This window comes from Elusimicrobium minutum Pei191 (genome assembly GCF_000020145.1).
Lineage (GTDB): Bacteria > Elusimicrobiota > Elusimicrobia > Elusimicrobiales > Elusimicrobiaceae > Elusimicrobium > Elusimicrobium minutum.
This window is the reverse complement of sequence record NC_010644.1, coordinates 639,692-654,166: the sequence shown is the minus strand read 5'-3', so window position 1 is coordinate 654,166 and position 14,475 is coordinate 639,692. Positions and strand designations below refer to the sequence as shown.

Here is a 14,475-nt window from a genome sequence, read left to right as displayed (position 1 = left end):
AATTTAATAAAGAGATATTGAACACTTCTTTTATACTTCATTTAAAATTTACAAAATATAAAAACTTTTTACTTACAAAACAATTCGGAGAAATATGCAATTTATAAAAATAAAAGGCGCCAAAAGCCATAACTTAAAAAACATTTCGGTAGATATTCCGCGCGGAAAAATGGTTGTAATAACAGGACTCTCGGGTTCGGGTAAAAGTTCACTTGCGTTTGACACAATTTACGCCGAGGGGCAAAGAAGATATGTTGAATCCATGTCCGCTTACGCCAGGCAATTTTTGGATCTTATGGAAAAGCCCGACGTGGAACACATTGACGGCCTTTCCCCCGCTATATCTATTGAGCAGCGTAACCCAAGCAAAAACCCGCGTTCCACAGTATCAACAGTAACGGAAATTTATGACTATCTGCGCCTGCTTTACGCGCGCGTGGGCCACCGCCATTGCCCGCAGTGCGGGCAGGAAGTTGAATCCTGGAGCGTGCACGCTATAACTTCTGATATTTTAAAAAAGTTTAATAACCAAACCGTTTTTATACTTTCCCCCATAGTACAGGGCAGAACAGGAACTTATGAGGAACTTTTTGCAAAACTCAAAAAAGACGGCTTTGTAAAAGTACGGGTTAATGGCGTTATTTCTAAATTAGACACGGCGCCCGTATTAGAAAGATACAAAAAACACACTATTGAAATTGTTGTGGACGAAGTTTTTGTCGACGCGCTTGAAAAGGAACGTTTAACAGACTCTATAGAAACCGCCGTAAAATATTCAAAAGGGTTGGTATCGGTTTTTAACGCGGACGCAAAACAACACTTTACTTACAGTGAAAATAACGCCTGCGCAAAATGCGGTATAGGTTTTAGCGAATTGGAACCAAGATTATTTTCCTTTAACACGCCTTACGGCGCCTGCCCCGAATGTAACGGTTTAGGCATTAAAATCGAAGTAGCCGAGGACCTTGTAGTGCCGGACCCTTCGCTTACTTTAAACGAAGGCGCTATCGCCGCCTGGGACTCCCCCGTTACAACACGCACCAACCGTTGGAAAAACGGCTGGGCTGGTTATTATTATGATATTTTAAAACAGGTTTGCCGCAAAAACAAAATACCCATGGGCGTACCGTGGAATAAGCTTACAAAAGCGCAAAGAAACATTGTTCTTTACGGCGGCAACGGCACTACCTATAAAGCCTCCTGGGCTACAAATGAAAGTGAGTTTGAAGGCGTTATAGGCAATTTAAACAGAAGGCACGCGGAGTCGGAATCAGACTTTGTGCGTGAAGAAATTTACAACAGATATATGCGTGAGGTTACCTGCCCCGTATGCCACGGCGCCAGATTAAAGGCTGAAGCGCTTGCCGTGCATGTAGGCGGGCTAAATATATCTAAAGTAACGGAAATGCAAGTGGGCGAAGCCATTAAATGGATTGCCGGACTTGAGTTTAATGATAAGGAAAAAATAATTTCAAAAGACGTTATTAAAGAAATTAAAAGCAGGCTTGGCTTTTTAAACAGCGTGGGTTTAAGCTACCTTACGCTTAACCGTAAAAGCCAAACACTCTCGGGCGGGGAATCTCAGCGTATACACTTAGCCACGCAAATAGGCAGCGGGCTGACGGGTGTGCTTTATGTGCTTGACGAGCCTACAATAGGCCTTCACAGCCGTGATAATGACAAACTTATCGAAACGCTTAAAAATCTGCGCGATTTAGACAACACTCTTATTATTGTTGAACATGATAAAGACACTATTTTAGCGGCCGACCATGTTATTGAAATTGGCCCCAAGGCGGGTGAGCACGGCGGCAAAATTGTAGCTGAAGGAAGTTTGAAAGAATTTTTAAAAGATAAAAACGCAATAACCGCTAAATATTTAAGCGGCGAGCTTAAAATAGCCCCTAACCTTAACCCGAAAAAGCCAAACGGCAAATATATTGAAATTTCGGGCGCGGAACAATTTAACCTAAAAAATATCAACGTTAAAATACCTTTAGGTTTATTTGTTTGCGTGACGGGGGTGTCGGGCTCGGGCAAGTCAACATTAATACACCAAATCCTTTATAAAGAAATAGCCCAAAAATTTTACCACGCCAAGGATTTACCGGGTAAGCACAAAAACATAAAAGGGTTGGAAAATATTGACAAAGTTGTTATTGTAGACCAAACCCCCATTGGCAAAACCCCTCGCTCCAACCCCGCCACATACACGGGCGTTTTTACGCATATAAGGGAATTATTTGCCGAAATGCCTGAGGCAAAACGCCGCGGTTTTGCGCAGGGCAGGTTTTCCTTTAACGTAAAAGGCGGCAGGTGCGAAAAATGCGAGGGCGACGGCATTATAAAAATTCAAATGCAGTTTTTGCCCGACATTTACGTAAAGTGCGAGGAATGCAACGGCAAACGTTTTAATGAGGATACTCTTGCAGTGCATTATAAAGGAAAAAGTATAGCCGATGTGCTGGAAATGAGCGTAAGCCAGGCTTTGGAATTTTTTGACACTATCCCTAAAATCAAAAAAGTTATACAAACGCTTGACGATGTTGGTTTAGGTTATATTAAACTGGGACAAAGCGCCACAACATTATCCGGCGGTGAGGCGCAGCGCGTTAAACTTGCCCACGAGCTAAGCCGCAGGGCCACGGGCAAAACTTTATATATTTTAGACGAACCCACCACAGGCCTCCATTTTGCAGATATTGACAAACTTTTAAGCGTACTACACAGGCTTTCAGGCGCAGGTAATACTATTTTGGTTATAGAACATAACCTTGATATTATTAAAACAGCCGACTGGATTATAGACCTCGGCCCCGAAGGCGGCGATAAAGGCGGTTATTTGGTGGCGGAAGGCACACCTCAAGATATTAGCAAAGCAAAAAACTCTTACACGGGTAAATATTTAAAAGAAGAAATGAAATAACTATTTTGGGACACTGCCCCCGGCCCCTTGTCCCAAAAAGCGGGCTACGGATGATTTGGATATACCCGTTACACGTTGAAGCTGGCGTACGCTTGCCCCTTTTTCACTAAGTTGTTTTAATGTTTTTGCCAATTTTTCAATATCTAAACTTTTTATTTCACCCGCGCTAATATTTAATTCGTTCTTAATAAATTTTTGTATATTGGAATCTGATATTTTTTGTTCTTTCTTTATTTTTAAATGCGGCGATTTAACTTCCCTCTTTTCCTTATTAAAAGAAATGAATGATGAAATATTATTTTTAAACATTTTAAGAGTGTGACTTGCCGATACAATAAACGGCTTTGACATGTATTCATACATACTGCTCCAACGGTAGGAGGTAACATCCTGCGCAAGACCTGCGGACACGGGATTTTGGTGTATATATCTTAATACCGTTAAAAAGTAAGAATCATTTTCAACGGCTTCGCTTTTAAACCTGTCCTGAAACAAATAACCTGTTCTGTCATATTTTAAATTATAAAAAGAAGCGTACTTTCCTAATAAAACCTGCATAGTTTTACTTAAAGAATCATCTTTTATTAACATATGCAAATGATTAGGCATAAAACAATACGCGTAAACAACAAAATTATTTGCCGCCTGAATATCTTTTAAAATATTTAAAAATTTAACATAATCACTTTCTTCTTCAAAAATATTTTGACGGTTAACACCGCGTATCATAACATGGTAAACAGATGTTTTGCTTACTTCTCTTAATTTTCTAGGCATACCCAATATTACAATATAACAAGTTTTGGGACAAGGGGCCGGGGGCGGTGTCCCAAAAAAAACCCCCGGGTTTAAGCCCGGGGGTAATTTTTAATGCTTTTCTACTGACTATTTGGTTCTTGTTACTTGTCTAATCCCAGTAGTTCTTATATCTAAAGCAGAAACAAGGGGTGATAAATCAAGTTGTAATTTCTGCCCGAATTTACCGTTAATTAAAATAACGGACTGTTTACAATTTTGACATTCCGACATAGAGGCATGATCGCCTTCACAACGAGTATCTTCAGAACCTCTAAGAGCATCTGTTACCTTTGAAGAGGATAATCTCAACCTGCCGTCTCCTTGCTGTACAAAGTCAGATAATTGTACAGTACGCGGTAGGCCTTGCTGGCAATAAACAGGACCAACAGGCACTGCCGTTGCGGACAGGATTATACCTCTAATATAATTATTAGCGATATCAACAACTTTATTCCACTCTTCAACAGTTATAGAGCTGTTAGGCGGATTATCTCTAACAAAATTATCCGCAATAGTTTGGTTCATTAAATCCTTAACAGCCTGAACTCTGTTTTCAGATAATTTACCTATATTATACTTATAAGTACCGGCCCAGTCAGTATGTCCCTCTATAGTAAGGCTGGTAACAAAGTTCTTACCTGCGGTCTGTGCTTGGTATTCAGCAAGGACAAGTGCTTTAGTAAAGTTTGTTACTAAACCTTGACCCCTGTTAAATTCCCATTTGTTTAATGTAAACCCGGTATTAAGAACAGTGTCAACTTCAATAGCCTGGAACGGGCAAGTTGTATTCTCTTGACCTTGGCATAAATTTGCCACATCCTGTGCACTATAACCTTTATCGCTGTTCAACGTATAGGAAACGTTTTCAATCATAAGTTGAACAACATCGGTTTTTGAATCCTTACAACAGGTTCCTTTTTTCGGAGAAGGACCGGGGAATGTTGTAATAAATTTAGGCATAGAGCTTTCCAGCTTATATTTAACAAATTTGCCTAAAGGACCCTGCGGTTTACCTTCTTGGTCTATTGTAAAAAGTTGGTAATCCAACGCGTTGCATATTTCTACCTGTTGTCCGCCACAAGCTATAGAGAGTTCAGCTTCGGACACTGCATAATTGTCAATCACTGCTTCGCCAGTAGAAGTTTCAACACGCAGTTTAACTTTATTATCTGTTGAATCAAGACAACAAAAACCTTTATTTGTATTCTTTGTCTCTGTAATCTCAAATGTAAAAGGTTCAGGTGCTGTGCGCGAGGCAAAGTTGACTATACGAACCAAAGGTAATCCTAAGGGTTTTGCCCTGTCATTATAGTTGTGCAACGTATAATCAAACTCACCGCCGGGGCAAAGGTTAGTTATGTTATCAGTGCCGCATATTTTCTTAATATGCTCGGACTCGGATTCTGATTTTTTATTATGCACTCTAGGGCCAAAAACTAACATGCCTTGTTTGTTGTATATGTTAAACTCAACTAAGTCTTCACCTTTTAAGCAACATTTGCCAATGTTTTCAGGATTATCAGTACCTTCCGTTAACCGAGGGTAATTTTCCCTTTCAAACTTCCATTTAAGGTCCTGATATTTTTCCGGATAGAAAGATATATGTGTAATACATTTTTCTATAGTTTTACCGGCTAAAGCTGCTCTTATAGCTTGGGATTTTTCTTTAGGTTCCACTTTATTACCTGCGGTACCGTCAGGAGCTTTCATGTAAAGATTGTTTGAAGCATCTTCACAATAGTCAGCGGCGTTATAAGCAGCCAAGGTTCTGTTAATTTCACACCATTCCGAAGTAATGGCTGTACCGTTCTTTCTTGTTATATTAGTAACAGTAGGAACAGTTTTTCTAAAGTCATTACCTTCTTGTAATACAAACCTTTGGTGGAAATCCACAAAAGTTAAAGGCAAGTCAGGAATATAAGAGTTTTTAACAGAATCGCCTGAAGCAGCGTTAATATCAGTTCTGTTAACCGCTAAAGGCTGCTCCATAGCAAGCGCGCCTATATGTTTAACAAATATATTTCCTAAGTAGTCACGGCAAGTACCTTTACCAAAGTTAGTTCTATTCTTAGTACCTTCTTTTGTTGAAAGCTGTCTTCCAAAATCACCGGCAGCTTCAACTTTATTATCCGAGCCAGTTGTATCAAACTCAACGTCGGGGCTGCAGCCGTACAATCTGGGCAGTAAATCGTTAAGCAAGTATTGCCTTAACATATTTTCCCTAAATATTCTGCCCTGGTTAGACTGCTGACCCTTCATAATCCTAAATATCCAATGCTCATTTACGGTATCGCGCCCGCCGCGTACAAATATTACGCAGTCATTGCTTGTAAGATCCTTACCGGCTTCGCCAAAAACAACTCCTCTTGTAGTATGTTCTTTACTTGCGGCCTGGCCCGAACCTTGAGCAAGTGCTGACAATCTCGCGGCATCTTCTTTTGTCATTTTAGTCTTTAAGTTTTTATCCTGCGAAACTTTAACATACTGCGGCCCGGCTACAATGTTTTCGGTAGCAGACACTGTAGCTTTTTGATTAGAGGTCTGCGCGTCATTACCTTGGTCAAGGTATTCTCCTCCACTGCTGTCAGTATTAAGGCCAGCTTTATCAGGCGCAGAAGAAGCTTCCGCCCCTAATGAACCGCACAACGGTTTGCCGTCAATAGTTATATTTTGTACAACAACATATTGGTAGATATTCCATTTTTCGGCTTTGCCGCTGGGCTGCGCATATGTCGCGATTTCAGGATCTTTGGAAGGATCATCAACACCTTCAGCTGAACATTTTAATGTTAAGCCCGCCCCCTTAGATTGCCAGCCAAAACAATCTCTAAATCTTACTTGTAAGAAGTTAGAATCATTTGTAGGAGCTTTGGCTTCTTGATAGTTACATGTTTCACCTTGCTTAACAACACCCAAAGAATCCCTGCAACAGTTTGCTTTTGAAGGGAATTTAGATCTCCTGGGATAGGGATCTTTACATGCGTCGGGGGTACCTAATTTTTTTGAACATTCCTCATATAATGTCGCCCATTTGTCACTAGGAATACCATTACATTGTCCTACAGTTCCATCACCGGCTCTTGTGCCCCAAAATTTATCAACTTCGCAATCATCTTGGCCTGTAAGGATACAGCAGCCGAACTTGGGTACGAAAGCGTCAACAATGGCTTTTAAAGGATCGGCCCAAAGTTTAAACCAGTATTCCCACTTGGCCCAAGCTTTTTTCTGTTCCAAATCCCACCACCAGGGCTTCATACCCTTGTATGACCATTTGTTGCTGGGCATACCGCCGCCACCAACGCCCGCGCCTTGTCTGCCCGGGGTTAAACCGCCGCGGCCTACAACGGTGGGAGCAAGCTGGGAGTCCATTAAAGCCTGCATGGCTTCACGTTTATTCATGGCGCCTAATGACCTTTCGGCTTCAGCCAAAGCAGCCTCACCCGTCATTGAACGGCCAAGTTTATTTGCCGCGGTAAGCGGCTGGAGTGAAATAGGTTTGGCAGCCCTTGCAACTTCTCCGGGGCCTGTTTTAGCGGCCTGAGCGGAAATACCGCTCCAACCGGTGCCAACGCGGCCTCTGGCAGTAACTGCAGAGCCAGGCCTAAAATTACCGATTTGGGTAGGAGTCCTTCTGACCGCGCCGGACATCGCTCTGCGCGCGTCAGCAACCACAGGCTCGGTATATCTTGAACCTGATTCTCTGTAGGAATCCGTGGAATCACCTTTATAGGGAGTATAGTCAACGTCAAAAGCGTCCGCAGTTTCAGACGCTGCGTCCCTGGGAATCAAATCAAAGGAACTTCTGCCTGCCTGCGGTAATAAACAATTGTCTATTTCATTACCAAATTCGTCAAAACAGGTGTCATAAACCGGGTCACCCCAAGCTATAGCATCCTTTATAACGGGGGTATCGTTTATATCCGAACCTCCGGGCCCAGTAAACTTTACAAAGAAAGGTAAAAGTAAGAGAACAATTAACGCCGCTATAAAGAAGGGCGCGTCTCTTTTGGTCCTTTCAAAAAAAGTTTTTCTAGGCTTTCCGTCCGTTCCTAATTTAGAGGCGGAAAAACGTTTAGAAAAAGGCGCAGGGGCAGGTTTGCTGTCCTTGAGCTTATCACTAAACGTGAAGCTGTCTTTTTTCTCGGCCATAATAGCCTCCTATTAAACTATATCTTTAAATCCAAACAACAAGCTAAACAAATAATTAAGCAATAACAAAAATTCTGGCTCCTGATGACCCGAACCTTAAATGTCTTAATTCTAAGACGTAAAGATTCGCTCAAACACGGAGCTTAAACTTAAGCGCTAACCTTAGCGCTAATACAAGTATAGTTGTATTGTGCCTTTTTGTCAAGGGGTGAACATTATTATAATAATATTATTATGCGCGTACGGTAAATACATAATATTATACTAATTTATAAAATAAACTACCCTTACTTTTAAAAGATTATAACCTCTTTATAACTTTTAACTCAAAAAACCAGGCAATTAATAAGATTTACATTTAATATATTTAAATCCGCTTAATTTACTATAAAAAATAAAATTTGCTATTATATATTTATGAATAAAGTTATCAATTTAAAAGGCATTAAAATTTCAAACAATCACCCGCTTGTTTTTATGGGCGGCACCTGTATTATAGAAAGCGAAAAACACTACGCCCAAGCGGCAAAAGACATTAAAAAAATAGTTAATGCGTACAGCAAAAACTATGTTTTAAAAGCTTCCTTTGATAAAGCGAACAGAACTTCTTTAAAAGCTTTCAGAGGCCCCGGAATTAACGACGGGCTTGAAATTTTGGCAAAAGTGAAAAAAGATTTAAACGTGCCCGTAATTGTTGACGTTCATGAACCCTGGCAGGCCGAAACGGTTGCGGAAGTGGCGGACATTTTGCAAATACCCGCTTTTTTATGCAGACAGACCGACTTGCTTCTGGCCTGCGGTGAAACCGGCCGCGTTATCAACGTAAAAAAAGGCCAGTTTTTAGCTCCCGGCGGCGTAGAAAATATTATTAAAAAAATTGAGTCAACAGGCAACAAAAATATTATGCTTACCGAAAGAGGTTTCTCTTTCGGTTACGGCGATTTAGTTGTTGATATGCGCTCTTTAGCAATAATGAAAACCTTTGGCTACCCCGTTATATTAGACGCCACACACTCCGTGCAAAAACCCGGCGGTTTGGGTAATGCCACTGGCGGGGACTCCAAATTCGCTCCGATACTTGCCAAAGCGGCCACAGCAATCGGAATAGCGGGCATATTTTTTGAAGCGCACCCAAATCCGGAATGCGCCCTTTCCGACGGGCCGAACTCACTTCGTTATGAAGAGCTTAAAAAAATGATAAGCCAAACAACACAAATTGATAAACTGGTAAAAAAGTTTAAATGAGTGAAGAAAAAGTAAAAAACATTTTTAATTATAAGCGGCATCTTACGGTACTGCTTATAATTTTTATTGCGGTAACCGCATTTGTTTTTTTGTTAAATACGGCGGCAAAAAAAATGCCGTATCCTTATGATGAAAGAGAAATCCCCTCGCAAGTAAAACAATGGAAATAATATGAAAAATAATTCTGATGAAATTAAAAAAACAGCAAAAGAAGTTTTAGAGGTTGAAAACAACGAGCTTGCCAAATCACACAAAAGCATAGACGGCAATTTTATAAAATCTGTTAATATAATAAATTCTATTTCAGGCAGAGTTGTGGTTTTGGGCATAGGAAAAAGCGGAATTATAGGCCGCAAAATAGCGGCTACTTTAGCCTCAACGGGAACGCCAGCTTTATTTATGCACCCTGTTGAAGCGTTGCACGGCGATTTAGGTATGATACAAACATCAGACGCTATTTTGGCGTTGTCCTTTTCAGGCAATACAGAAGAAATAAGCAAACTAATTCCTTTAATTTCAAAAAGAAAACTGCCCGTAATTTCCATGACCGGTAATGAAAATTCCAAATTGGCAAAATTATCGGACGTTCATATAAAAATGCATGTTTCTAAAGAAGCCTGCCCTTATAATTTAGCGCCTACATCCTCAACAACCGTAATGCTTGCTTTGGGCGACGCCTTGGCCATTTGCTTAATGCGTCTTAAACATTTTGAGAAAAAAGATTTTGCGGTTTTTCACCCCGGCGGATCATTGGGCAAGCTTTTAACAAACAATGTTTCCGACTTAATGAGCACCGGTAATATGAACCCTGTTGTAACGGGCGATAAACTTGTAAAAGACGCTTTGTTTGTTATGACAAAAACTAAAGCGGGCGCGACAAGCGTGGTTGATAAAAACGGAAAGCTTTTAGGCTTTTTTACCGACGGGGACCTTCGCCGCGCGCTTCAGGCTGACCACAATATTTTAGATAAAAAAGTATCCGCTATAATGACAAAAAAACCTACTGCCGTTTTGCAAGATACACCCGCTGTTGAAGCCGCTAAAATAATAAGCGAACGCAGAATTGACAACGTTCCCGTAATTGACAAAAAAGGTAAAGTAGTGGGCATATTAGATAAAAGCGACTTAATAGATTTTATAGCGTTAATAGACAAAAATTAAAGGTTAAATGAAAAAATTAATTCTTTCGGTTTTATTATGTTTTGCTTTGGGCTGCGGAAATAATTCCCAGTCGGAAACTGACGACGAACTCGGCGTGCAGACGGTTGAAAACGCCGTGATATACGAATCACAACAGGCTAAACAAAACTGGATACTCAGCACAACTCAGGCAAAATTTCACGAAAATTCCGAAAATGCCGTTCTTATTAACCCGCAATTATCGTTTAAAGAAGGGGACGATACTTTAAGCATTATTAAAGGCGACGAGGGCACCATTTCCATGGAACAAGGATTAATTGTTTTAAAAGGAAATGTTTTCGGAAAGTCTATATCGCAAAACGCGGAGTTAAGAACAACGCTTCTTAACTATGATATAAACGAGCGTAAAATTTGGACTGAACGAAAAGTTGAAATAAAAAGAAACGGCGTTACGGTAACAGGCCAAGGGTTAAGGGCAAACGGCGATTTTTCCGAGATAGAAATTAAAAACCAAACAACGACATTACCTGAACATGAATAAAATTTTAAAAATATTTTTTTGCGTTCTTTTGTTCTCCTGCGCTCTTAACGCGCAGGAAATACCCGCCGAACTTTTGGGAGGGATGTTAAAAAGCGATTCATGGGTAATAAAAAGAGATTTACAGCAGGAAATATTTACAGGCAACGTGCGTTTTGACAGCGGCATGTATAAACTTAATGCGGACAAAGTTATATCAAACCGCAAAAATAATACAGTTTCTATCATAGGTAACGCTTACCTTTTTAACAGACTTAAAACCGGTGAAACTATAGAACTTTTTTCCGATAAAATTTTATTTAACACAAAAAACAGAAAAGGTTCCGCCTCTAAAGTGCAAAACCCGGTTAATATTATTTACCAAATGCCCGAAGAATATAAATTAGACATATTGTCAAACTACGCTCATATTGACGGAATAAAAAGCACCATTAACTTAAAAGAAGACGTAAAAATCAAATATACAACCCCTGCAAGTTTTATTTTAGGATATGCCGACAGCGCTTTTATAGACAGAGCTAACAGAAACGCCGTTTTTGAAGGTTCTGTTGAGTTTGATAATACGGAATATACTTTATACGCGGGCAAAGTTTCTTATGAAGGCTCTAAAAATGAAATTACTATTGAAAGGAACTATCCTTTAATTCTTGCCGCAAACGAGGACATAACGGGCGCGCTTCAAAGTGATTTTATAAAAATAAACACACTTACAAAAAAAGTCCACGCGCGGGGGCGGGTAAGCGGCTGGGTTGCCCCTTCAAATTAATTTATATAATATATTGGTTAATTTAATAAAAAAATTTAAAACATGGAATAAAAAATGCAATTACGTTCTAAAGCCATAGAAAAAGTTTATAAACAAAGACGCGTTGTTAAAGGCGTTGATATAAATGTTAAATCAGGTGAAATTGTTGGTCTTTTAGGTCCCAACGGCGCCGGCAAAACAACAAGTTTTTATATGCTTGTGGGTTTTATAGAACCTACCGCCGGGCAAGTGTTTATAGACGATACGGACGTTACCCAGCTTCCTATGTTTGAACGCGCCAGGCACGGGCTTGGCTATTTAGCGCAGGAGCCTACAATATTTAAAGGTTTAACCGTTGAGGAAAACCTTCTTGCGGTGCTTGAACGAATTGAACCGGACGTTAATAAAAGAAAAGAACGCGTAGCCGGCCTGCTTGAGGAATTTGGGCTTACAAAACTCACAAAACAAAAGGCATGGACATTATCCGGCGGTGAAAAAAGACGTATGGAAATAGCAAGATGTATGATAAGCGACCCTAAAATTATTTTACTTGACGAACCGTTTGTTGGCATCGACCCGATTACCGTTTCAGATTTAAGGCAAATGATTTTTAAACTTAAAGATAAAGGAATAGGCGTTCTTATTACAGACCATAACGTACGCGAAACTTTGCCTCTAACCGAGAGAGCTTACCTTATTTACGACGGACAAATACTTGTGGAAGGCGATCAAGATACACTGCTTAATGACTCCAACGCGCGCAAGCTTTATCTGGGCGAAGATTTTAAAATGTAGTTTTTACTAACAATAAAATTAAAATCCCCTGTATAAACACAGGGGATTTTTTAATCCTTTAACATTTCTGCAAATTTGTTTACGGCAGAAAACTATTTTGTTAAATTTTTATTTGTGTATTATATCCGTTTTGCCCCAAAGAACTTGAGTAGGAAGAAGATGATTTTCCCCTCTTTTTCAAACTGTTATACCAATTCCAAAAAGCTTTTTCGAAATCATCGGAATTGCGAAAACCGTAAGCTTTGTAAAGCGCTTCTTGAGTATTATATTTTCTATATATGTTTTTACCTTGCGCGTCCTTAATAGGCATATTGGTTTTATTGTCGCGCGCAAGCTCCCCCTCGGCCATTAAAGAAAGAAACTGGCGGAATTTGATCTGGTTCTCAGGCGTGGCTGAATTATAAGGCTTCCACAAAAAACGTACCATGGCGTAAGCCTGCAAATACCAGTCCTGGGTTCTGCCAGCTTTTGTATAAACGTCTAAAGAATCTTCAAGCATAAAAACGCCGAAAGGAGCAAAATACTTTCTGCCGGTAGCACTTCTGGCCGCTTCAAGCCTTGGGTCTGAAGCGGGTCTTAAAGCGCTTTGCCCATAAGCGGGCGCCGAAGGATAAATATCCAAAACCAATAAATCATTGGCCCATTCTCCACCGGCCGTGTTGGAGCTTATATCCTCCATATTAACAGCCATGCCCTCATCTAACCATAAAGGAGTTAAAGGTCCTTTGCCGGTAGGGTTAAAATAAGCGTCGTTGATCATGTGCGTAAATTCATGCATAAACTTTCTTTTAAGTTCATTCCGGTCGCCCAAAGTGTTATAAAGCACTATAGTCGCTTCCGAAGGTAAAAATACAGCTTCGGACCACTCGAAAGGTTTAAACTCGCCTTTTAAGTAATCCGCCTGGTTTTTGTAAATATAAACATTGGTCTTAGGAGGCATTTTTTGAGGAAGATTCATTTTAAGTGTTGAGTGGGCGCCTTCTAAAGTCATCGCTATATTTGGCGTATACATTCCGAAACTTGTTTTATTTAAAAAAATATTAAAATTTGTTGAGGCGGAAGCCGACCAATCCTTAGGAGATGGTTTTGAATAATCTTTTTTACGAGGCTGCGCGGGCGGCTGCGCAGGTTTAGGTTTAAGCGCAGTAGCGCTTGCCGTTTGAAGCGGCTTTGAAGGCGCAGGCTTTGTATTTATTGAAACAACATCTTTAGTAATATTGCCGTTTGAGTTAATTAAAGAGAATGTTGAGTCTTCTTTATAAGATTGTGCGGAGTGCGGTTGGTCATACACATTTAAATCCGCCTGCGTTTGCTCCGTTTTCGCTGGCTGGACTGAGGTAACTTTAGGCCTTTGCGAACTTGTAACCGGTTTATAACCGGCTGCGGGAGAAGGCGCGCTTACCTGCGGACGCGGCTTGGGGGCAGTTTCGGCCTGATAACCCGGCAAAGCAGGTTTTACCATGGAGGAAATATCTTCATACTGCTGTTCGCCTAAAGTGATCGCAAGGGCGGAGTCTATTTGCTCCTTAGTTATTTCCTTTTGGGCATTATTTTGCGCGAATGATAATAATACCGCCGCAAAAAAAAGGAAAACGCAAAACATTTTCTTATACATAGTCAGCCGTCCGCTATTATTTTTATTATAGGGTACATATTTTTTACATATTTTACCAGAATAAATGAAACACTCCCTCTTTATGGTAGGGATGTTCTGCAAGGTATTCATAAAAAAACCCGCCGTAAAGCGGGGTTTTAAAATTAAAACGCAGGTATTATAATTTAATTAAGTCTTCATCTCTTATTGTATAAACAAACCTGGTAACTCCGTCTGCAGTGGTAACCTGCGTTACGGTCACACGTATACCGTTAACAGTAACCACACCTGCGGAGTTCCTTTCCGCGCCTACGTTGCATTCAAAACCTACAGAAACGTTTTCGCCCCTTACAAGCTTGGCCTGTATTTCTGCGTTACACGCGTCTAAAACTGATTTAGCCGTAATTGACCTGGCTACGCGCGCGGCAGTTGTTGTCCTTGCCAAACTCATACGCAAAATCATGGTGGCAATCGTTGCTATAATTACCGTAACAAGCAAAACCTGCATTAAAGCCGAACCTTTTTTATTAAACATAGCTATCCCC

The 14,475-nt window shown here is 40.4% G+C and carries 11 protein-coding genes; 7 read left to right on the top strand and 4 right to left on the bottom strand.

The genetic code is table 11. The features are described from left to right. Positions 1 to 94 precede the first annotated feature (94 nt). Entirely contained in the window at positions 95 to 2,926 is a 2,832-nt protein-coding gene (gene uvrA, locus EMIN_RS03075; RefSeq protein WP_012414766.1) for an excinuclease ABC subunit UvrA, read from the top strand. Here uvrA and EMIN_RS03070 read toward each other — a convergent pair whose 3' ends face one another. After that, positions 2,927 to 3,703 (bottom strand): transposase, encoded by a 777-nt coding sequence (locus EMIN_RS03070; RefSeq protein ID WP_012414765.1) that lies wholly within the window; start codon positions 3,701 to 3,703, stop codon positions 2,927 to 2,929. A gap of 108 nt (positions 3,704 to 3,811) precedes the next feature. Continuing rightward, positions 3,812 to 7,873 carry an OmpA family protein gene (locus EMIN_RS03065; RefSeq protein WP_012414764.1) on the bottom strand — a complete coding sequence of 1,354 codons (4,062 nt, stop codon included), beginning with the start codon at positions 7,871 to 7,873 and terminating at the stop codon, positions 3,812 to 3,814. Between the two features lie 417 nt (positions 7,874 to 8,290). On the opposite strand from EMIN_RS03065, the gene kdsA reads away from it, so the two are divergent. From kdsA to lptB, 6 genes are read left to right on the top strand one after another with little or no spacing between them, the layout of a single operon-like run. Continuing rightward, positions 8,291 to 9,118, top strand: a complete 828-nt coding sequence (kdsA, locus tag EMIN_RS03060; RefSeq protein ID WP_012414763.1) for a 3-deoxy-8-phosphooctulonate synthase — start codon at positions 8,291 to 8,293, stop codon at positions 9,116 to 9,118. Beyond that, a complete protein-coding gene (locus EMIN_RS08855; RefSeq protein ID WP_012414762.1) occupies positions 9,115 to 9,288 on the top strand; it encodes a hypothetical protein in 174 nt (57 codons plus the stop codon). The genes kdsA and EMIN_RS08855 overlap by 4 nt, the downstream gene beginning before the upstream one ends. A 1-nt stretch (position 9,289) precedes the next feature. Beyond that, the gene (locus tag EMIN_RS03055) at positions 9,290 to 10,279 is read left to right on the top strand and encodes a KpsF/GutQ family sugar-phosphate isomerase (protein WP_012414761.1); all 990 of its coding nucleotides are present in this window, start codon (positions 9,290 to 9,292) and stop codon (positions 10,277 to 10,279) included. A 7-nt stretch (positions 10,280 to 10,286) separates the two neighbouring features. After that, on the top strand, positions 10,287 to 10,799 hold the full coding sequence (gene lptC, locus EMIN_RS03050) for an LPS export ABC transporter periplasmic protein LptC (RefSeq protein ID WP_012414760.1): 513 nt from the start codon (positions 10,287 to 10,289) through the stop codon (positions 10,797 to 10,799). Continuing rightward, entirely contained in the window at positions 10,792 to 11,562 is a 771-nt protein-coding gene (locus tag EMIN_RS03045; protein WP_012414759.1) for an LptA/OstA family protein, read from the top strand. Before lptC ends, EMIN_RS03045 begins: the two co-directional genes overlap by 8 nt. Positions 11,563 to 11,616: 54 nt before the next feature. Beyond that, positions 11,617 to 12,336, top strand: a complete 720-nt coding sequence (gene lptB / locus EMIN_RS03040; RefSeq protein WP_012414758.1) for an LPS export ABC transporter ATP-binding protein — start codon at positions 11,617 to 11,619, stop codon at positions 12,334 to 12,336. A 100-nt stretch (positions 12,337 to 12,436) separates the two neighbouring features. On the opposite strand, the gene EMIN_RS03035 is transcribed toward lptB, so the two are convergent. Next, entirely contained in the window at positions 12,437 to 13,951 is a 1,515-nt protein-coding gene (locus EMIN_RS03035; RefSeq protein ID WP_012414757.1) for a gluzincin family metallopeptidase, read from the bottom strand. Positions 13,952 to 14,108: 157 nt separating this feature from the next. Continuing rightward, entirely contained in the window at positions 14,109 to 14,465 is a 357-nt protein-coding gene (locus EMIN_RS03030; protein ID WP_012414756.1) for a hypothetical protein, read from the bottom strand. Positions 14,466 to 14,475: the final 10 nt, after the last annotated feature.

Excerpts from the sequence above, each read along its gene's own strand:
- EMIN_RS03030 (WP_012414756.1), bottom strand. The coding sequence starts at position 14,465 with ATGTTTAATAAAAAAGGTTCGGCTTTAATGCAGGTTTTGCTTGTTACG.
- EMIN_RS03070 (WP_012414765.1), bottom strand. The coding sequence starts at position 3,703 with ATGCCTAGAAAATTAAGAGAAGTAAGCAAAACATCTGTTTACCATGTT.
- lptC (WP_012414760.1), top strand. The coding sequence starts at position 10,287 with ATGAAAAAATTAATTCTTTCGGTTTTATTATGTTTTGCTTTGGGCTGC.
- EMIN_RS08855 (WP_012414762.1), top strand. The coding sequence starts at position 9,115 with ATGAGTGAAGAAAAAGTAAAAAACATTTTTAATTATAAGCGGCATCTT.
- EMIN_RS03035 (WP_012414757.1), bottom strand. The coding sequence starts at position 13,951 with ATGTATAAGAAAATGTTTTGCGTTTTCCTTTTTTTTGCGGCGGTATTA.
- EMIN_RS03045 (WP_012414759.1), top strand. The coding sequence starts at position 10,792 with ATGAATAAAATTTTAAAAATATTTTTTTGCGTTCTTTTGTTCTCCTGC.
- lptB (WP_012414758.1), top strand. The coding sequence starts at position 11,617 with ATGCAATTACGTTCTAAAGCCATAGAAAAAGTTTATAAACAAAGACGC.
- EMIN_RS03055 (WP_012414761.1), top strand. The coding sequence starts at position 9,290 with ATGAAAAATAATTCTGATGAAATTAAAAAAACAGCAAAAGAAGTTTTA.
- kdsA (WP_012414763.1), top strand. The coding sequence starts at position 8,291 with ATGAATAAAGTTATCAATTTAAAAGGCATTAAAATTTCAAACAATCAC.
- EMIN_RS03065 (WP_012414764.1), bottom strand. The coding sequence starts at position 7,873 with ATGGCCGAGAAAAAAGACAGCTTCACGTTTAGTGATAAGCTCAAGGAC.
- uvrA (WP_012414766.1), top strand. The coding sequence starts at position 95 with ATGCAATTTATAAAAATAAAAGGCGCCAAAAGCCATAACTTAAAAAAC.